Origin of the sequence: Ferrigenium sp. UT5, assembly GCF_045866295.1 — a bacterium.
Taxonomy (GTDB): domain Bacteria; phylum Pseudomonadota; class Gammaproteobacteria; order Burkholderiales; family Gallionellaceae; genus Sideroxyarcus.
In genome coordinates this window covers 71,437-90,660 of sequence record NZ_BAAFRY010000009.1, presented here as the reverse complement: position 1 = coordinate 90,660, position 19,224 = coordinate 71,437, and the positions used below count along the sequence as shown (strand labels likewise).

The window sequence follows — 19,224 nt, the reverse complement described above, 5'->3', positions numbered from 1 at the left end:
CCTTCGGAATGCGCGGTAGAACCGCAGCTTGCTTCTTGCTCGTTTTGCTTGGCATACATGTTCCTTTCAGGTTGCATGTTATGCCTCAAACACAAAATTTATGACAGGCTCCGACCGACTCGTGTGGAACCAAAAATATAACAATTCGCCAGACCGTTACGGTGAAACGTGTCAGCGTCGGTGATTTTAGGTTCGTAGCAAGTGTAGAGCAGCGCCCCCGCTGCACTACAAAACAAACCGGGTCAACAACATGCCCAACTATCGTCGCACCCATATGTAAATTGAGCGTAGAAGGAGAAAACATGAAACACAGCCACCACATCAAAATGCGCACGGTGCTTTGGGCAATGTTGAGTATTGCCTGTTTTTCTCCAGCTCCTGCGATTGCGGATTCTTGCGAGTCATATTGGACTGCCGAGTACAAATGCATGCAGGGTTGCGGTCCATGCGATGGTGACTCAGGTGGTAATTCAAGTGGCTCCGGAAATTCTGGCTATGACTACGGCGCTGCACAGCGCGCGCAGGAAGCGGCCGAGGCCAATGCCGCAGCCGAACGCCAACGCCAGGAAGAAGCAGACCGCATCGGGCGCGAACGCCGTGCCGAGGAAAATCGCCAGAAAGACGCTGCGTTCATTCGCAATCGCGATGCGGCAGCGAACTCACTCAAAGGATCGTCCGGCGCGGCGATGAACCAACTGAAAGGCCTTTCGGGTGCAGATAATTCCGGCCTCAAGGGCAGCGGATTCGACACGGACAACTCCGGCTTGAAAGGACTGCGGGGTAGCGATCAGATTGACCAAAAATCCCGTTCTAAATCCGTATCTCACATCGATACCTCGGTGGTGGATGCGCGAAACGTGCCATCGGGCATGGATAAGGCAACTGAAAATGCCATCGCCAAGGCCTATCCAAATGCACCGCCTGGCGTAAGCGACCTTGTGCGCAAGGGTTTTCAAGCCGTCATGGAGCGTGATTGGAAGGTAGCGAAAGCATGGTTCGAAGATGCCTTGAATCGTGACCCCGGCAATCCCGGACTGCAACGCCTCGTTGCACTGGCCGACTACTCGCAGCAGCATGTGCAACGCAGTATCAACGGCAAGCCTTTTACCGACGAAGATATACCCGAAGATGCCGATCCACAGACCTATGCGATGACCTCAACCAAGATTCATAGTCAGAGAGCATGGTCTAAATTTCTTTTTCCGGACGGGGTTCATCTACGCCAATCCAAACCAGTTATATTAGCGACGCCAAACGGCAATCAAGTGCAATTGCCAGCAGCTTCTGATATTGAGTTTCTCTTTGGCCTCCAAGGGGCATCATCCGCCCCGGCACGGAAGCAAACTCCAACTTTTATAATCGGTAAGAGTGGGAAACTGATACAAGTTCCTGAAAACACAGACCAGGAATCTGCAATTTATATAAAAGGAAAGGACGGCAAGCTCATCGAGGTGCCGCAGCCTTCGGACACCCTCCTCATGTTTCCTGGAAACAGTCCAGCGCCCACGCCTAAACCGGCGGGGGAGTTCGGGAAAGTAAATAACTGAATGAGGGAGAGCTGACCATGAAATCCACCAGCAAGCTAATTATTTTTGTCTTCGCATTCTTGGCTCTGGCCGCAAGCGCTTATGCTGAATCGCCGCGCGAAGAATTCAAGCAGATGGTCGAGCAGTTGCAGAAGTCGCCTGACGACAACGCCCTGCGCGAAAAGATAATCAAGCTCGCCACAAATATCAAACCGGTTCCGGCGATACCGGAAGAAGCAAACCGCACTTTCGTGAAAGGCAACGTGTTCCAGAAGGAAGCGAAGGACGCGTCCGGCTACGGGCTTGCGATATCGGCCTATAAGGAAGCACTGCGCGCTGCACCGTGGTGGGGCGATGCTTATTTCAATTTGTCTATCGCGCAGGAATCGGCAGGGAAATTCGAAGAGGCGATTGCGTCGACCAAGAGTTACATGGCTTCGGTGCCGACAGGGAGTGCAGAGTTGCGCGAGGCGCAGAACAAAATTTATGCGCTGGAAGCAAAGAAGGAAATGGCCGATGTTAAGAAGAAAGCTAACCCAGCTGGAAGCTGGAAAATTTTTGTTAACGGGAGCCCACAGAGAGCTGGGGGGAGTGCCGGTAGTGATGGCTCTTCTTGGACGGTAGACTTTCATTACCGATTCGAGGTGAGAGGAAATGAAATTGTGATCTACTATGTTACCGATTCATATCCGGCTTTCGACAGCTTTGATAAGACATGGTGTCGCCGGGCCGGAGGAATATGGGCATGTGCAGGCGATGAAGATATGTTTGGTCGCTTCTCTGTCGATAACAATGTGATCAGGGGAAGGTATCTGTTTAATAACCTCAACGGCGATCTTTCGGGCACTCTCAGCGAATCTGAAATTCAATGGGACTACGAATATAGGGACCAATATGGGGTTCATCGTAGTCACGAAATCCTACGCAAACAAAATTGAACAATGCAAGGTAAACCATGAAAACCAACGGCAAACTGATTATTTTCATCGTCGCATTCTTGACCCTAGCCGCGAACGCCTACGCACAAAATCCACGCGAGGAACTTAAGCAGCTGGTCGAACAGTTGCAGCAATCTCCCAACGACAACGTGCTGCGAGAAAAGATCATAAAGCTTGCGCCAACCTTAAAACCATCACCTGTCTTGCCAACTGAGGCCGAGCGCAGGATGGCGCGAGGGGCTGCGGCCTTTAAAGGAGCAGTATCAGCGGCGGACTATCAAGATGCGGCAAAAGAGTTTGAACAAGCAACTCTGTCCGCACCGTGGTATGGAGACGCGTACTTCAATCTCGGAGTGGCGCAGGATAAGGCTGCGGATTACGAGGCATCGTTACACAACCTTAATCTCGCTCTATTGGCCTCATCTGAGAGCAAGGACATCAAGGCGCTGATTTATGAAGTTGAGTATCGTCAGGAAAAAGCCCGCCCAGAGGCACGCGCCGCAAAGCAGAAACTCATGAACGAGGCGCTGGCGAGAAGCCTTGAAGGCGCCGTATTCACGCTGCAGATCAGACTATGAGCTACACCAAGTAAATCACCAGGAACATTTCAGCTCGCCTGAAGGTTATAACGAAAACCAGGCTGAATCGTTTTTCAATAGGAATAGGAAATTGTTTGGTCACATTCACAAGTGCGACCCAAAATATCTTCTCTACTATGCGAATGAAATGGCGTGGCAAGAAGACAATAGGCGGAAATCATTTTCGTGGAAATTTGAGGACCTGATCAGAAAATGTCTTACTACCGGCCAATCAAAATATTGGTCGAAGTATTTCCAGGGAAACCATCTGACAAACGATACATTATTCTCCGCAGGGTAGAGACCATGTCCCATAGCGTGTTGATTTTAGCTCGTGGTGTCGAATTACCTTTCCTGATTTGGCAAGTGCCTTAAGTCGATGTTTGACTGAAGTCTGCACGATGACTAGCACTTGTCGATTTGGCACTTCCAGTCCACTCATCTCAATGACATATTCAGTGATATGGTTGCTCTGAACTACCGTTCCATTTGCTTCCAAGGGGGCGTTTTACGCACCAAAGTGAATGGTGACCTTCCCCCGAAAAATCGTCTTCCAACGGTGACATAAAATTACGAAACCGATGAAAGGAAGATGATTTTTCAGGGGAAGGTCAATTACTCCTTTGCGTGAAGTTGATGAGCCTAACGTAGAAGTGAGCGGCCTGCGCGGCTTTTTGCGCATGTCCGCTCGACTGCCGGGTTGGGCAGCTTAGAACTCATAGGTGATGGTGTTGTTGGACTCGGAAATCATTTTGTTGGCAAAGAGAATGTCAATGATTCGGTCTACATCAGCTTGCGCAATGTTCTTCTGAAACATGGACGAAATATGCTGAGACAAAGTTGCTCGCTTGCGAGGCCTCGACTTCTTTTCTGATTTGCTTAGAAGATCGAAAACACGTTTGTAATTCGGCTCTTCAGTAGTGGCGGTCTTCGGTTCAAGTTCAAGCAAGCTGTTGATGCGCTTACACTTCAGGCCATGCTTGTTGAGATACCGAAGCAATGGATCGAAGCCTTTATCTTTGGACAGAACAATGCAATGAAGACTCGGTGATTTCTCAATCACGCGCCCGAGCTGACAGGCGATGTAGAAATCAAGCGCGTTGCTGCCATTCCCTTCAACGCGCTGCCACTCAACTCGATCTCCGAGCTTCTGGGCACTTGCGACAAGATCTATGGGAATGCTTTTCTGGCTCGACCCGACAAAGATCACAACGTGGAAGTTGTTTTCAAGGCGACTCAGATCGACCTGTTGAACGTTCTCAAAATCGACAAGCAACAATTTGTGACTCAATTCGACCTCGCTGCGGAAATCAAGATGCCTAACGAATGGAAGGGACTTCCCCGTCCCGAGGTAGCGGAGAAGTATCCGCAGACGGCAACGAGTGCCAAGATGGAATCTCTGTCATTTCATCAACACCACGAAAGGGGAAGTCATGAACATTATCACCGTAGGAATCGATCTCGCCAAGAACGTGTTTGCCGTGCATGGTGTGGATGATAACGGCAAGCCAGCATTGGTCAAACCCAAGGTGTCGCGCGCAGACCTGCTGACGCTGATTGCCAACTTGCCGCCATGTCTGATTGGCATGGAAGCATGCAGCGGCGCGCATCACTGGGCGCGGTAGCGTAAATAGGTTCAGACTCGAATTAATCCGCAACCCTTCGTTTAGATAAATCGAGTCTGACTCCCGTATCGGGTTAAAACCCGCCCTAAAACACCGTTCCCGCTGCACGTATAAGTGCCGGTTAACCTACAACACTGCATTAGCATGGGGGGACGCAAGATCCCGCAGACGGTGGCACAAGCGAAGCCCGTTCTGCTGTGCCCTCATCAACGAAATTCGCCGCACGCTTTGCCGGATGCAGATAGCGCGCCCAATCAAACTGGGGGCCGGGGTCGGTCTTGCGTCCGGGCGCGATGTCGGCGTGCCCGACAATTTCGCGGATGGGGTAGTGCCGCCGGAGACGGCGCGTCAGACGGATCAGTGCCTGATACTGGCGCGAGTCGAAGGGAACGCGATCAGAGCCCTCCAGCTCGATCCCGATCGCATAATCGTTGCAGCGCGGACGCCCCCGCCATTGCGACACTCCGGCATGCCAGGCGCGGTAGCCACAGCCCACAAACTGCAGAATGCTGCCGTCGCGCCGCACCAGGAAATGCGCCGACACGTGCAAGCCGTCGAGTTGGGCATAGTAGGGATGTGCGCGGCAATCCAGGGTGTTGGTGAACAAACGGCAGATCCCGGGGCCGCCGAATTCGTCCGGCGGCAAACTGATGCTGTGAATGACCAGGAGCGAAATGGGCGTGCGCGGCGGCCGCATATCGAAATTGGGCGAAGGCACGCGGCGCACCCCGCTAAACCAGCCGCAACGATCAGGTTTCATTCGAAACATCCCGCTCGGTGATGGCGAGCCGCTCCATGCGATAGCGCAGAGCCCTGAAGGTCACGCCGAGTATCCTTGCCGCCGCGGTCCGGTTGAAATTCGTCTGCCGCAGCGCCTCGAGTACCGCCTCGCGTTCGACCCGGTCGAGGTAATCGGTCAACGGATATTTCCCCCCCTGCGGCACAGCCACTTCCTCCATCATCGCCGGCGGCCTCAACTGCAGGTCCGCGGGTTGAATGACGCCATCCGAAAGCGCAACCGCCCGCTCGATGATGTTCTCCAGTTCGCGCACATTGCCGGGGAAGTCATATCCGGCTAGCGCCTGCAAGGCCGCGTCGGAAAAAACGAGCTTGCCGCTGCCGTCGATGCGCGCCAGCAGCGCGCGGGCGAGTTGCGGTACATCTTCCCTGACCTCGCGCAAGGCAGGCATGTGCAGGGGGATCACGTTAAGACGGTAATACAGGTCCTGGCGAAATTTCCCCTGCTGCACGCACAAGGCCAGGTCGCGGTGGGTCGCGCTCAGGATGCGCACATCGACGGCCTCTTCCTCGGACGCACCGACCCGGCGCACTTTCTTCTCCTGGATGGCGCGCAGAAGTTTCACCTGCATCGGCAGCGGCAGTTCGGCCACTTCATCCAGAAACAGCGTGCCCTGATGCGCCGCCTGGAACAAGCCTTCCTTGTCCTTGTCGGCCCCGGTAAAGGCGCCCTTGCGATAGCCGAAGAATTCGCTTTCCATCAGATGCTCCGGGATCGCGCCGCAGTTGACCGGAACGAATGGCTGGGCACAGCGCGCGCTGTGCGCGACGATCAACCGCGCCGCCAATTCCTTGCCGCTGCCGGATTCGCCGCTGATTTGCACCGGCGCCTGGCTGCGCGCCACGCGCGCGATCAACTCCCGCACCTGCAGCATGGCCGGCGCATCACCCAGCAATTCGCCCGCTGCGCCATCGCTGCGACTGCGGCAGACCGGCAAACGCAGGGCGGAATTGATCAGGGCGCGCAACTGCTCCAGCGACACCGGCTTGGACAGATAATCGAAGGCGCCGGCCTTGAGTGCCGCCACTGCGTTCTCCAGATTGCCGTGTGCCGTGATCACCGCGACCGGCACATCCAGGTTCTGTTCCGTGATATGCCGCACAATATCCAGCCCGCTCCCGTCCTGCATGCGCATGTCGGTCAGACAGAGAGAAAATTTCTGTGCATCCAGCTGGCGCACCGCGCCGGCGACGCTATCGGACCGCACTACCTGCAAGCCCATGCGCAACAAGGCCAGCTCCAGCAACTCCAGGATGTCCGGCTCGTCATCCACGATCAATACCTGCTGTATCGCCGCTCCCACGCTAATCTCCCTGTTCTTTGGCCGGCGCGGCCAGGGTGATGCGGAAACAGGCCCCGCCCCCCTCGCCATGCCGGTATTCGATACGTGCACCATTCGCCTCGCACAGTTCGCGCGCGATGTACAAGCCCAATCCGGTGCCCCGGCTGTCGGTCGTATAGAACGGCTCGAACAACTTCGGCAGCGCATCCGCCGCCACCCCCGGGCCATCATCCTCGACCTCCAGTACCACGCTCCCGCCCGGCGCACGACTGGCCCGGACCTGTACACTGCCCGCTTGACCCCGGCTATAACGCAATGCATTGCGGCACAGATTCCACAGCACCTGTTCGAAGTGCCCCCGATCAAAACAAACCTTGCAGACCTGCGGCAATTGCAGCGCAATCCCCTCCCGTTCCACTTGCTCGGTCAGGCACAAGGCCTCGACAAATTCCGGCAACAGCCTTCCCAGATCGAGTATCTCAAGCCGGGAACGGTCGCGCCGGCTGAGTTGCATCACATCCTGCACGATGCGGTCCAGGCGCAACGTATTCTCCCGGATCAGCTGCAGCAGGCGCGCCTGCGCCGGCTCACGTGCCTCCTCCTGCATCAATTCGGCCGCGTAGCTGATCGAAGACAGCGGGTTGCGCACCTCGTGCGCGATGTTGGCCGTCAGCCGCCCCAGCGCCGCCAGCTTCACCTGCCGCGCCTGCTCCTGCACCCGTTGCACGTCTTCCAGCACGATCACCGCGCCCCATAACGCCTCACCGCCGATGCGCAGGAAACGCACGCGCACCGGGTTGTTGGTGCGGGGAAGATGCAGAATTTCACTGCCCAGCTCCGGGTTCTGGCGCCAGGCCGCATACAGCGCCTCCAGCAGCGGAGAACACTCCCCCAAACCGACCCCCTCGCCGGGCGTAAAAGCAAATCCCAGCAGGCGGCTGGCGCCGGGGTTGGATTGTCGCACCCGCCCGCGCTCGTCCACCACCAGCATGCCGTCCGGCATATCCTGAATCATCAGGCGGTTGGCCTCGGCCATGCTGGCCAGATCCGCCCCCCGCGACGTCGCCAGTTTTTCACTCGCCAGGGCATAGCGGGACAGACCATGCGCCAGCCAGGCCAGGGCGAAATAAGAAATGCACAGAATCCCCACCTGGAAAAATTGCGCGGCCGGCGCATCCAGTTTCAGCACCGCATAAGCATGCTCCAGCAACAAGGCGATACTGGCCAGAGCCGCGTACAGCAGGGTGATGCGGCCGTGGCTGATCAGCCCGGCAAATGCCAGTGACACCAGCAGCAACATGGAAAGATTGCTTTGCACCCCCCCGCTGAAGTAGGTGAGCAGACTGATGCACACGATGTCGGTGCATACCTGGAAGGCCAGTTGCCATCTCGACGGCGGCCTGCGCAACACCACGGCGAGAACCGAGAGCAGCACCAGCACGGTGTAACCGGCGCTGACCCAGAAGAAAGAGGCCTGCTCGCGCGCGGTCAGCGACAGCGCCGCACCGAACAGGTCCGACATGAGCATCAGCACACCGCCCAGCACCAGGCGATAGAGATTGAACAGCGCCAGAGAGTGCCAGAGTCTTTCCGGGTTAAGCGACATGGACGATCGCCACGCCGAAAAATAGGATGCGCCTGAAATCACGTCGCCCCGCATGCGCGTTATTCTGGCCGCGCCTCGCGCCGGTGCGCTTCGCTGCAATAATAACGCTCGCCGTCCGCGACGGCTTCGCTCTTGGGGAGGTTCAGGCCGCAACGTTCGCAGCTCACGATATTCTCGCCCGCCACCTCAACATCGCGCGGCGGCGATGGCTTGCGAAAGTTGCGCAACAGCCAATATACCAGCGCGACGGCAAGCACCAAAAAGATCAAACGAGCCATGAGTTACTCCTAATGAACCGGCATGAACACCGCACCACACCATTCTGAAAACCCGACCTGACGGAGATATTCTCCCCCGGCGATTTCGGTGTAAATCATACCACTGCAACCAGCGCTCAAACCCGGGGTTTGGCGTGCGCAGGGCGAAATCGTCCATCGCCGACACCGCCCAAGGCGGCAGGTCGCGGGTGGCCAGTACGATTCGTTGTGTTTCCGTGACGCTCAAGAATCTCATCTTGAATCCAAGAACAAAAGCAGCCCGCCCCAGCGACTTGGTATCATTGCGTCCGATTCCTGTGCTGGAGCAATCATGCATCACTCAAAATCGTTCGGCCGGATTGTCGCTGTGCTGGCGCTGCTTGGCGGCCTGAATGGGCCGCTCAGCGCCGCAGAAATTCGCGTGGCGGCCGCTGCAGATTTTGCTGCGCCGATGAAGACGCTTGCGGCGTTGTTCCAGCAAGAAAGCGGATACACGGTCGTGACGAGTCTGGGCGCCAGTGGCAAGCTGTACGCGCAGATCAGGAAAGGGGCGGCGTTCGATGTATTCCTCTCGGCTGACGAGGAGATGCCGAAGCGGTTGCTGCAGGAGGGGTTGGCGATAACCGGTTCGCGTTTCGTCTATGCCATCGGCAGGCTGGTGCTGTGGAGTGCGCAGCCCGGTTTTGCGGATGACACGGTGCTCAACCGGGGGAATTTCAGCAAGCTGGCGATCGCCAATCCGCTTTATTCGCCGTATGGGATGGCCGCGAAAGAGACCATGACCAAACTGACCATGTGGAACGCGATGCAGCGCAAGCTGGACAGGAGCGATGACGTGCTGCAGACATATCGGATGGCCGCGACGGAAAAGGCCGATCTGGCCTTCATCGCCCTTTCGCAGGTGATGAAGAACGGCAAGGTGAGCGTGGGGTCGTGGTGGCTGGTGCCGCCCGAGATGCACACGCCCCTCCGGCAGAGCGCGGTGCTGCTGAACGGCGCACAGGATCAGGCGGCGGCGCAGGCCTTCCTCGCTTTCCTGAAAAGCGAAAAGGCCAGGAAGGTGATGCGCGGGTTTGGCTATGAGTTGCCCTGAGTGACAGGAATGCCGATGCGCCGTTTCCTTCGATCTGTTTTGCTGGGCGCGCTGTGGTGCGCGCTGTGGGTGAGCCCGGTGTCGGCTGAATCGCTCACCATCGCCGCCGCCGCCGACCTCAAGTTCGCCATGGCCGACGTGGTGCAAAACTTTCAGCATGAACATCCGGCCGACAAGGTGGAGGTGATCTATGGCTCCAGCGGGAAATTCCTCACCCAAATCGCCAACGGCGCGCCGTTCGATCTGTATTTCTCGGCCGACATCGCCTATCCCCGCACGCTGGAGCAGCAGGGCTTGACGCTGGGGGCGACGCGCCCTTACGCCCTTGGCCGCATCGTGCTGTGGAGCCTCAAACCCGAGCTGGCAAAACTTTCCCTGCGCCAACTGCCGCAAGCCGCCGTCAACAAGTTCTCCATTGCCAACCCGCTGCATGCGCCTTACGGCAAACGGGCAGAGGAGGCTTTGCGTCACGAAGGTGTGTGGGAGGCGTTGCAAGCCAGGCTGGTGCTGGGTGAGAACATCGCCCAAACCGCACAGTTCATAGATTCAGGCGCGGCAGAAGCGGGTATCGTCGCGCTGTCGCTGGTGCGGTCGCCCGCCTTGCAGGGCAAGGGAAGCTGGACGTTGATTCCCGCCGCGTGGCATGCGCCGCTGGAGCAGGGCTTTGTCATCACGCAACGCGCGGCAAACAATGCGCTGGCAAAATCTTTTGCCGATTACATGGCGAGCGAACCGGCGCGGGCGGTGATGCGCCGCTACGGCTTTGTGTTGCCGGGCGAAAACGGGAAATAAACGATGTCGGATGCCGACTGGATTGCTCTTGTCACCACGCTCAAACTTTCCGCTGTGACGACACTGGTGTTGCTGCTGATCGGCATGCCGCTGGCATGGTGGATCGCGGGCACACGTTCGCGTCTGGCGGTGGTGATTGAAGCGGTGGTGGCCTTGCCGCTGGTGTTGCCGCCGACGGTGCTGGGGTTTTACATGCTGGTCGCACTCGGGCCGCACGGGCCGATTGGCGGCGTACTGGAGTCGCTGGGCTTGCATCATCTGGCCTTCACTTTTACCGGGTTGGTATTGGCTTCGACTTTGTACTCGATGCCGTTCATGGTGCAGCCGCTCAAGGACGCATTCGCCGCCGTGGGATCGCGCATGACCGAAGCCGCCGCGACCTTGCGCGCCGACGCGTGGGATCGTTTTTTCAGCGTGGTGCTGCCGCTGTCGCGGCGCGGTCTGCTCACCGCCATCACGTTGACCTTCGCGCATACCGTTGGGGAGTTTGGCGTGGTGCTGATGGTGGGCGGCAACATTCCCGGGCAGACGCAGGTGCTGTCCATTGCCATTTATGATCACGCCGAAGCCATGGATTACGCCAGCGCGCATCTGCTGGCCGGTGGCCTGTTGACCGCTTCCTTCCTGATGTTGTTGGCGGTCTATGTGTTCAACCGGCGTTACAGGGTGGTGCATCCATGAGCATCCGGGCGCGCTTCAGACTTTCCCGTCCGGACTTTACGCTGGACGTGGACCTGCAACTGCCAGCGCGCGGGGTCAGCGCGCTGTTTGGCTCATCCGGTTCCGGCAAGACCACCCTGCTGCGTTGCCTCGCAGGAGTGGAACGCGCCGACGGGTCATTGCAGGTGAACGGGGAAACGTGGCAGGACGACAGGTACTTCCTGCCCGTACACCAGCGGCCATTGGGCTATGTGTTCCAGGAATCCAGCCTGTTTCCGCATCTTTCGGTGCGCGCCAATCTGGAATATGGCTACCAGCGCATCGCCGCTGCGGAAAGACGGGTGCAACTCGATCAGGTGGTGGAGTGGCTGGGGCTGGAAAGATTGATCGGACGCCGCGACGTAACGCGGCTGTCCGGCGGCGAGCGGCAGCGTGTCGCCATCGGCCGCGCCCTGCTTGCCAGCCCGCGCATCCTGCTGATGGACGAGCCCTTGTCCGCGCTCGATGCGGCCAGCAAGCAGGAGATATTTCCCTATCTGGAACGCCTGCACCGCGAACTGGACATTCCCGTGCTTTACGTCAGCCACGCGCTGGATGAAGTGGCGCGACTGGCCGACCATCTGGTGTTGCTGGAACAAGGGCGGGTCGCCGGCGGCGGCGCGTTGCACGAGATGCTGGCGCGGCTCGATTTGCCCACGGCGCACCTGGAGGATGCGGGCGTGGTGCTTGAGGCGCGCATCGTCGAGCATGACACGCAATATCGCCTGACGCGCCTTGATGTGTGCGGCAACAGCCTGTGGGCAGGGCAGGTGCCGCAAGCCCCCGGCAACCGGATCCGTGCCCGCGTGCTGGCGCGCGACGTGAGCATCGCGCTGCAACACGCGCACGACACCAGCATCAGTAACATCCTGCCCGCGCGCATCGTCGGGATCGACGACGACGGGGCAGGCAAAGTGATGGTGCGCATGGAGATCGGGGGTTCGCAGGCAATACTGTCGCGCATCACGGGCCGCTCGCGCGACCGGCTTGGGCTTGCGGTCGGCATGCAGGTGTTTGCACAGGTCAAGAGCGTGGCGCTGATGTAGCGGTTGACGCCGGTGTGCACGGGAGGCCGCAACGATCAAGGGCGGATGCCGTGCTTTCCTGAAACAACAAGCCGGCGATAGGCTCCGATCGGGTCAGCCGCTGTTGCGCAATCCGGCGGCGATGCCGTTGATGGTGAGGTGGATGGCGCGTTTGACCCGTTCGTCATCGTCGCCCGCGCGGTGGCGATGCAGCAGCGACACTTGCAGGTGGTTGAGCGGATCGATGTAGGGCGTGCGCGTGGTCAGGCTGCGGGCCAGCGTGGGATTGCCCTGCAACAGGTGGCTGGCGCCGGTGATCTGGAACAGCATCTCGAGGGTGGTCTGCCACTCGGTTTCGATGGCGCCGAAGATGCGTTCGCGCAGGGCGGCATCCGGCACCAGCTCTGCGTAGCGCGAGGCGATGCCGAGGTCGGTCTTGGACAGCACCATGTCCATATTGGAGAGCAGGCCGCGGAAGAAGGCCCAGTGCTTGTTCATCGCCTGGAGCTGTTTCAGTCCGGCCTGGCCTTCGCGCTCGATGAATTGTTTGGCGGCGCTGCCGAAGCCGTACCAGCCGGGGAGCAGGGTGCGGTTCAGGCCCCAGCTGAACACCCAGGGGATGGCGCGCAAATCTTCGATGCGGTCGGTTGCCTTGCGCGATGCGGGACGGCTGCCGATATTGAGTTCGGCGATTTCGCGGATCGGTGTGGCGGCAAAGAAGTAGTCGGTGAAACCGGGTGTCTCGTACACCAGTTTGCGATAGGCGGCGATGGCATCGACGCTCATCGCTTCCATGATGCGCATGAACTCGGCGTTGCCGTCCGCATTGTGCGGGTAGTCCATCAGCGTGGCCTCCATGGTGGCCGCGACCAATATCTCCAGGTTGCGCCGGCCGATCTCGGGGTCGGAGTATTTGCTGGAGATGACCTCGCCCTGCTCGGTGATGCGAATCTGCCCGTTCACGCTGCCCGGCGGCTGGGCGAGGATGGCCTGAAAGCTGGGGCCGCCGCCACGCCCGACCGTGCCGCCGCGGCCGTGGAACAGGCGCAGTTCGATGCCGTGCTTCCCGAATACGCGCACCAGTTCCAGTTCGGCCTTGTACAGCTCCCAGTTGGCGGTGAGATAACCGCCATCCTTGTTGCTGTCGGAATAACCGAGCATCACTTCCTGCGTATTGCCGCGGCTGGCGAGCATCTCGCGATACCAGGGCAGCGCGAACAGTTCGTCCATGATGACGCCGCAGCCGCGCAAATCCTCGATGGTCTCGAACAGAGGGATGATATTGAGGTGCAACTTCTTGTCTGACAGCAATCCGCTCTGTTGCAGCATCAGCGCCACTTCCAGCAGATCGCTCACCGCGTCGGTCTTGGAGATGATGTAGTTGGGCAAGGCCTCGGCACCGAAGCGGCGATGGATCTCGGCGGCGGTCCGCATCAATTGCAGTTCGCTGCGCGCAGTGGCTGAAAAGTCGTCCAGCTCCGGCGCCAGAGAGGCTCCGGTTTGCAGGGCCGCGAGCAGCGCCGCGCGGCGCGCCGCCTCGTCCAGTTGCGCGTAGTTTGGGGTGCCGGCTTTTTGCAGCAATTCGCCGACCACCTGTTCGTGCACACCGCTGTGCTGGCGCATGTCCAGCGGTGCCAGATGGAAGCCGAACACCTCGGCCGCGCGGCGCAGCTCGCCCATGCGTCCGCGCGAGAGGTAGAGCGCGCCGTGGCGTTCCAGCGAATGGATCACGATATCGAGTTCGGCGATGAACTCGCGCGCATTGGCATAGGGACGCACGTCCTTGCTGATCGCGCGCAGGTGATGCACGCGATGGCCGAGGTGTTCGCTGGTGGCCACCAGGCGGGAGTAGATGGCGATCAGCGCGCGCCGGTAGGGTTCGTCGGCGCGGCTCTCCGCCTGGTCATGGGAGTGTTCGGCGAAGTCGCCCAGTTCCGGGCTGACGTCCACCAGGCGGCTGGAAAGACTGAGGCGCGCGCTGAGCAGATCGGTTTCGGCCAGATAATAGTCCAGTGCGGTGGCGGAGTGGCGCTGCGCGGCGTCCAGCATCACCTCGTGCGTGACGAAAGGATTGCCGTCGCGGTCGCCGCCGATCCAGCTGCCGACCCGCAGGAAAGGGGGAACATCGATGCGCTCTCCGAAATGTTTTTCCAGCTGCCTTTCGATGCCGCCGTAGAGCTTTGGAATCTCGCGCAGGAAGGTGTAATCGTAGAACGACAGGCCGTTTTTCACTTCGTCCTGCACCGTCAGCTTGGTCGTGCGCAGCATGCGGGTGCTCCACAGGATCAGCACGAAACGGTGCAGCGTCTCTTCGTTCTCTTCCAGTTCTTCCGGCGTCATGTCCAGCCGGTCGCGCTCCGCGAGCAGGCTGGAAATGATGAGCTGACAGTTGAGGATGCTCTTGCGCTGCACTTCGGTCGGGTGGGCGGTGAGTACCGGCGAGATGAGCGCCTTGGCAAAGAACGCCTGCACGGTGGCGGCATCGAGCTGCTGTTCCCGCGCGTTTTTCAGCACCCGCTGCAGGCTGCCCTCCTGCGGTTTGGAACCGGCCTTCAGGTGGGCGCGGCGGCGGCGGTTGTGGTGCAGGTCTTCGGCGATGTTGGAAAGCTGGGAGAAATAGCTGAACGCGCGCACCACCAGCAGGGTTTCGTCCGCCGACAGGGCATCCAGCATCTGCTCCAGTTTCTCGCCGTCGCGTTCGTCCTCGGTCTTGCGAAAGCTGACCGCGGCACGGCGAATGTTTTCGATCAGATCGAACGTCGCCACACCTTCCTGTTCGCGCAAGGTGTCGCCGAGGATGCGGCCGAGCAGGCGGATGTCCTCGCGCAAGGGGGCATCCTTGCTGGAAATGGTGGCGGGAACAGCGATCAGATTGGTTTTCATGTTTAACGTCGTCGGCGCAAAAGCGCGGCGCTCCTGCTAGAATGCGCCGCGCTTTTGCTTAAAAAAACACCAGGAAATCACGATGACTCAAGCTACATTCAATCCGCCGTCCCGACTGGTCATCGCCTCGCGCGAGAGCGCGCTGGCCATGTGGCAGGCGGAACACATCCGGGACAGGTTGCGCGCATTATACCCGCAAACCGAAGTCGTCATTCTCGGCATGACCACGCAGGGCGACCAGATTCTCGATGTCACGCTGTCCAAAATCGGCGGCAAGGGCCTGTTCGTGAAAGAACTGGAAACCGCGCTGGAGAATGGCAGCGCCGACATCGCGGTGCATTCGCTCAAAGACGTGCCGATGCACCTGCCGCCCGGATTCGCGCTGGCCTGCATCGCCGAGCGCGAGGATCCGCGCGACGCCTTTGTTTCCAATCAATTCGACAATCTGCAAGCCCTGCCGCCGGGCAGCGTGGTCGGCACCTCCAGCCTGCGCCGTGAAAGCCAGTTGCGCGCACGCTTTCCGCATCTGCGCATCGAACCGCTGCGCGGCAATGTGCAGACCCGTCTGCGCAAGCTGGACGAGGGGCAATACGCCGCCATCATTCTGGCGGCCGCCGGCCTGAAGCGTCTGGGTTTGGGGGAGCGCATCCGTGCCGTCCTCCCCAGCGAGGACAGCCTGCCGGCGGTGGGGCAGGGCGCGCTCGGTATCGAGACGCGCGCCGACCGCGCCGATCTCAAGGCGTTGCTGGCGCCGTTGCATCATGCCGACACCGCGACCTGCGTGCTGGCGGAGCGCGCCATGAGCCGGGCGCTGGCCGGCAGTTGCCAGGTGCCGCTGGGCGGTTTCGCCGAGATGCAAGCGGAGGGTTTGCGCATGCGAGGTTTCGTTGCCACACCGGATGGCAGCCGCCTGCTGCGCGCGGAACACACGGGCGATCGCGCGCAGCCGGAAGCGCTGGGTGATGCCGTGGCGCAAGACCTGTTGCGGCAGGGCGCGGGCGAAATCCTCGCCGCACTGCATGGCTGACACGCCGCTCGCCGGGTTGCGCATTGTCGTCACCCGCCCGCAGGAACAGGCGGCGGGGCTGACGCAACGCATCACCGCGCTGGGCGGGATGCCTTTGTTGTTTCCTTTGCTGGAAATCAATCCAGCGCCCGATCCCTCCGCGCTGCGCGCGTTCGTGTCTCAGGTCGAGCGCTATCAACTGCTCATCTTCATCAGCCCGAACGCGGTGCAGTACGGCATGCAGGCATTGCAACGCCTGCCGGCCGAAGTGGACGTCGCCGCGGTCGGTCAGGGCAGTGCACGCGCATTGCGCGCGCTGGGGGTGGCACACGTCATTGCGCCGGAAGGTCGCGCCGACAGTGAAGCCTTGCTGGCGCTGCCCGAACTGCAAAATGTGTCCGGCCGGCGCATTGCCATCCTGCGCGGCGATGGGGGCCGCGAACTGCTGGGCGACACGCTCGCGGCGCGCGGTGCCAAGATCACCCATGTCACCTGTTACCGACGCAGCAAGGCGGCACTCGATGTCGCCGCCTTGCGGGCAGCCCGGCCCGATGCGATCACGCTGACCAGCAGCGAGGCGCTGGCGCATCTGGATACTGCCCTGGCAGGTGACGCCGCCTGCAGGGAGAAAATCCCGCTGTTCGTGCCGCACCCGCGCATCGCCGCCGCAGCGCGTGCGCTGGGCTGGCAAACGGTGCTGCCGACGGACAGCGGGGATGACGGTCTATGCGCCGGTTTGGTAGCATGGGCCATGCGACGTACCCAGTGAGCCGACCATGAGTGAAGAAAACGTTCCTGCCGCACCCCCCGAAACAACCGTGCCACGGCCGGGCTGGCTGGCGCGCCTGTCGCTGCTTCATCTCGTTGTGGCGGTGCTGATTGTGCTGTTCGTCTGGCAATGGCTGGATATGCATGCGCGCCTCGGCCAGTTGCAACAGCAGGTGGCGCAACGCCTGGCCGAAGTGGAAGGGACCAGCAAGGCGAACCAGGTGCTGGCCGCGCAGAACCAGGAGTTGACGCGTGAGCTGGGCGGCAAGCTGGGCCTGCTGGAGAGCCGTGCGGCCGAGACCCAGACACAGCGCGCCGCGCTGGAGAGTTTGTATCAGGATATCTCCGGCAGCCGGGAACAGACCCTGCTGGCCGATGTGGAGCAGGTGTTGCTGATTGCCGAGCAGCAATTGCAGCTGTCCGGCAATGTCAAGGCGGCACTGATCGCGCTGCAGAATGCCGCCGGCCGTTTGCAGCGCTCGGAGCGGTCGGGCGCGGCCGATCTGCGCCGGCGCATCGAGCGTGACATCGAGCGCCTGCGTGCCTTGCCCGAAATCGATGTGCGCGCGCTCGACCGTCAACTCGACCAGTTGATCGCGGTGGCGGAGCAGTTGCCGCTGGCGCAGGACCGGCAGACAGTCGGCGCGGCGGAAACCGCGACTCCGGATGTCGCCGCGGGGAATGCCTGGCAGCGTTTCTGGCGCGAGCTGTGGCAGCAGTTGCGGCAACTGGTCCGCATCGAGAATACACAACAGGCCGAAATGCCGCTGTTGTCCCCCTCGCAGTCGTTCTTCGTGCGCGAGAACCTGAAGCTGGTGCTGCTGTCCGCGCGCTTGTCGCTGCTATCGCATGACGAGGCCGGGTTCCGGCGCGAGCTGAAAACCGTGCAGGGCTGGGTCGGGCGCTATTTCGACGCCGCCGCGAGCGAGACCCGGCTGGCCCAGCAACTGTTGCGCAAATTGCTGGCGACAGAAATCGCCATCGATTTGCCGGATATCGGCACCACGCTGGAAGCGGCGCGCAACCTGCGCGCGGCCCAGGAACGGGGCGCGCGATGAAAGCACTCGTCTGGCTGGTGTTGCTGTTCGCCGCCGCCGTCGCGCTGGCGGTCGCGGCCGCGCATCCCGGCTATGTGTTGCTGGCGTATCCGCCCTGGCGCATCGAGTTGTCGTTCAGCCTGTTTGTCCTGGGCGCGCTGGGCACGTTCATCCTCGGCCATCTGCTGTTGCGCGGTCTTGCATCGGTATTGCAGTTGCCGGCGCACGTGCGCCGCTATCGGGCCGGGCGCGCACGGGAAAAAGGCCGCGCCGCCATGCTGACCGCGCTGACTGCGTACTTTGAAGGCCGCTTTGCGGCGGCTGAAAAAATGGCGCAGCGCGCGATCGCCCTGGGAGAACAGCCGGCGCTGAATGCGGTGCTGGCCGCGCGGGCGGCGCATGCGCTGCGGCATTTCGAGCAACGCGACGCCTATCTGTCCCAAGCTGCCGGCAAAACGGCGGGCGACGACACCCTGCGCCTGCTGGCGCAGGCGGAGTTCGAACTCGAGCGGCGCCAGCCTCAGGCCGCGCTGGCCGCTCTGAAGGCGCTCGACGATAGCGGGGTGCGCAAGCACGTCGGGGCCATGACGCTGGAGCTGAAGGCGCAACAACAGGCGCACAACTGGGACGCGGTGCTCGAATTGGCGGGACAACTGGAAAAACGCAATGCCATCCATCGCACCCTGGCGCAGCAGATGCGCCAGCACGCCTGGCTGGAAAAACTGCGCGCGAGCGCGGAAAACGGACAAGCGCTGCGCACCCTGTGGAAGCAGATGCCGCCCGAGTTGCGGCGCACTGCGGGAATCACCGCGGTGGCGGCGCGCATCTTCAAGCAGGCGGGCGAATGCGCGCTGGCGCGCCAGATTCTGACGGAAAGCCTGAACGCAGAATGGAACAGCGAATTGGTCGCGCTCTATGGCGATTGCCGGGAAGGCAGCGTGGTCGGGCAGATCGAACAGGCGGAAGCCTGGCTGGCGGTGCACCATGACGATGCCGGGCTGCTCCTGGCGCTGGGCAAACTTTGCCTGCACCAGGAACTGTGGGGCAAGGCGCAGAATTATCTGGAGGCCAGCCTCAGCGTGCAGCCGGGGCGCGCAACCTATACCGCGCTGGCACAACTGGCCGAAAAACAGCACAAGCCGGACGAGGCGTTCAGGTATTACCAGTTGGCGACAAAAATAAGTGAACCTGGAAAGAAGGGTCGAGCCACGGATGAACACCGATAAACACGGATAAAAACCTGCATTGGGTCGGGTGGGTGCTGCACCCAGAAGGGGCTTGCAACGGATGTGATCGTTCCCGGTTTATCG

18 protein-coding genes and 1 pseudogene are annotated in these 19,224 nt (G+C 60.5%); 13 read left to right on the top strand and 6 right to left on the bottom strand.

Features of this window, described 5'->3' with window-relative positions; genetic code table 11:
* The first annotated feature begins 302 nt into the window (after window positions 1–302).
* Genes ACKTSJ_RS05170 through ACKTSJ_RS05155 form a run of 4 tightly spaced genes read left to right on the top strand, consistent with a single transcriptional unit; the run spans window position 303 to window position 3,343 of the window.
* On the top strand, window positions 303–1,547 hold the full coding sequence (locus ACKTSJ_RS05170) for a hypothetical protein (RefSeq protein ID WP_407898054.1): 1,245 nt from the start codon (window positions 303–305) through the stop codon (window positions 1,545–1,547).
* Between the two features lie 17 nt (window positions 1,548–1,564).
* Entirely contained in the window at window positions 1,565–2,464 is a 900-nt protein-coding gene (locus tag ACKTSJ_RS05165; RefSeq protein WP_407898052.1) for a hypothetical protein, read from the top strand.
* A gap of 17 nt (window positions 2,465–2,481) precedes the next feature.
* Window positions 2,482–3,042: a hypothetical protein gene (locus tag ACKTSJ_RS05160; protein ID WP_407898050.1), complete on the top strand. Its 561-nt coding sequence runs from the start codon at window positions 2,482–2,484 to the stop codon at window positions 3,040–3,042.
* The gene (locus tag ACKTSJ_RS05155; protein ID WP_407898048.1) at window positions 3,005–3,343 is read left to right on the top strand and encodes a transposase; all 339 of its coding nucleotides are present in this window, start codon (window positions 3,005–3,007) and stop codon (window positions 3,341–3,343) included. The genes ACKTSJ_RS05160 and ACKTSJ_RS05155 overlap by 38 nt, the downstream gene beginning before the upstream one ends.
* A gap of 408 nt (window positions 3,344–3,751) precedes the next feature.
* Here the strand turns inward: ACKTSJ_RS05155 and ACKTSJ_RS05150 are convergent, their stop codons facing one another.
* Complete coding sequence (locus ACKTSJ_RS05150) at window positions 3,752–4,333, bottom strand: PIN domain-containing protein (RefSeq protein WP_407898046.1); 582 nt, start codon at window positions 4,331–4,333, stop codon at window positions 3,752–3,754.
* Between the two features lie 142 nt (window positions 4,334–4,475).
* Here ACKTSJ_RS05150 and ACKTSJ_RS05145 point away from each other — a divergent pair.
* Window positions 4,476–4,664, top strand: a pseudogene (locus tag ACKTSJ_RS05145) (IS110 family transposase); the annotation flags it as partial.
* Window positions 4,665–4,806: 142 nt separating this feature from the next.
* Here the strand turns inward: ACKTSJ_RS05145 and ampD are convergent.
* The 4 genes from ampD to ACKTSJ_RS05125 are packed head-to-tail and all read right to left on the bottom strand — an operon-like array spanning window position 4,807 to window position 8,632.
* Entirely contained in the window at window positions 4,807–5,427 is a 621-nt protein-coding gene (ampD, locus tag ACKTSJ_RS05140; protein WP_407898044.1) for a 1,6-anhydro-N-acetylmuramyl-L-alanine amidase AmpD, read from the bottom strand.
* Window positions 5,417–6,838, bottom strand: a complete 1,422-nt coding sequence (locus ACKTSJ_RS05135; protein WP_407898059.1) for a sigma-54-dependent transcriptional regulator — start codon at window positions 6,836–6,838, stop codon at window positions 5,417–5,419. The genes ampD and ACKTSJ_RS05135 overlap by 11 nt, the downstream gene beginning before the upstream one ends.
* On the bottom strand, window positions 6,771–8,354 hold the full coding sequence (locus ACKTSJ_RS05130; RefSeq protein WP_407898042.1) for a two-component system sensor histidine kinase NtrB: 1,584 nt from the start codon (window positions 8,352–8,354) through the stop codon (window positions 6,771–6,773). The genes ACKTSJ_RS05135 and ACKTSJ_RS05130 overlap by 68 nt, the downstream gene beginning before the upstream one ends.
* Window positions 8,355–8,413: 59 nt before the next feature.
* Window positions 8,414–8,632, bottom strand: coding sequence for a PP0621 family protein (locus ACKTSJ_RS05125; protein WP_407898040.1), 219 nt, complete (start codon window positions 8,630–8,632; stop codon window positions 8,414–8,416).
* A gap of 310 nt (window positions 8,633–8,942) precedes the next feature.
* On the opposite strand from ACKTSJ_RS05125, the gene modA (ACKTSJ_RS05120) reads away from it, so the two are divergent.
* Genes modA (ACKTSJ_RS05120) through modC form a run of 4 tightly spaced genes read left to right on the top strand, consistent with a single transcriptional unit; the run spans window position 8,943 to window position 12,241 of the window.
* Window positions 8,943–9,704 (top strand): molybdate ABC transporter substrate-binding protein, encoded by a 762-nt coding sequence (gene modA / locus ACKTSJ_RS05120; RefSeq protein WP_407898039.1) that lies wholly within the window; start codon window positions 8,943–8,945, stop codon window positions 9,702–9,704.
* A 15-nt stretch (window positions 9,705–9,719) separates the two neighbouring features.
* Window positions 9,720–10,496 carry a molybdate ABC transporter substrate-binding protein gene (modA, locus tag ACKTSJ_RS05115; protein WP_407898037.1) on the top strand — a complete coding sequence of 259 codons (777 nt, stop codon included), beginning with the start codon at window positions 9,720–9,722 and terminating at the stop codon, window positions 10,494–10,496.
* 3 nt (window positions 10,497–10,499) lie between these two features.
* The gene (gene modB / locus ACKTSJ_RS05110; protein WP_407898035.1) at window positions 10,500–11,177 is read left to right on the top strand and encodes a molybdate ABC transporter permease subunit; all 678 of its coding nucleotides are present in this window, start codon (window positions 10,500–10,502) and stop codon (window positions 11,175–11,177) included.
* Window positions 11,174–12,241 (top strand): molybdenum ABC transporter ATP-binding protein, encoded by a 1,068-nt coding sequence (modC, locus tag ACKTSJ_RS05105; RefSeq protein ID WP_407898033.1) that lies wholly within the window; start codon window positions 11,174–11,176, stop codon window positions 12,239–12,241. The genes modB and modC overlap by 4 nt, the downstream gene beginning before the upstream one ends.
* Before the next feature lie 93 nt (window positions 12,242–12,334).
* Here modC and ppc read toward each other — a convergent pair whose 3' ends face one another.
* On the bottom strand, window positions 12,335–15,103 hold the full coding sequence (ppc, locus tag ACKTSJ_RS05100) for a phosphoenolpyruvate carboxylase (protein ID WP_407898031.1): 2,769 nt from the start codon (window positions 15,101–15,103) through the stop codon (window positions 12,335–12,337).
* An 82-nt stretch (window positions 15,104–15,185) separates the two neighbouring features.
* On the opposite strand from ppc, the gene hemC reads away from it, so the two are divergent.
* From hemC to ACKTSJ_RS05080, 4 genes are read left to right on the top strand one after another with little or no spacing between them, the layout of a single operon-like run.
* Complete coding sequence (gene hemC / locus ACKTSJ_RS05095) at window positions 15,186–16,130, top strand: hydroxymethylbilane synthase (protein WP_407898029.1); 945 nt, start codon at window positions 15,186–15,188, stop codon at window positions 16,128–16,130.
* On the top strand, window positions 16,123–16,878 hold the full coding sequence (locus ACKTSJ_RS05090) for a uroporphyrinogen-III synthase (protein ID WP_407898027.1): 756 nt from the start codon (window positions 16,123–16,125) through the stop codon (window positions 16,876–16,878). The genes hemC and ACKTSJ_RS05090 overlap by 8 nt, the downstream gene beginning before the upstream one ends.
* A gap of 7 nt (window positions 16,879–16,885) precedes the next feature.
* The gene (locus ACKTSJ_RS05085; RefSeq protein WP_407898025.1) at window positions 16,886–17,935 is read left to right on the top strand and encodes a uroporphyrinogen-III C-methyltransferase; all 1,050 of its coding nucleotides are present in this window, start codon (window positions 16,886–16,888) and stop codon (window positions 17,933–17,935) included.
* Complete coding sequence (locus ACKTSJ_RS05080; RefSeq protein WP_407898023.1) at window positions 17,932–19,140, top strand: heme biosynthesis HemY N-terminal domain-containing protein; 1,209 nt, start codon at window positions 17,932–17,934, stop codon at window positions 19,138–19,140. The genes ACKTSJ_RS05085 and ACKTSJ_RS05080 overlap by 4 nt, the downstream gene beginning before the upstream one ends.
* Window positions 19,141–19,224: the final 84 nt, after the last annotated feature.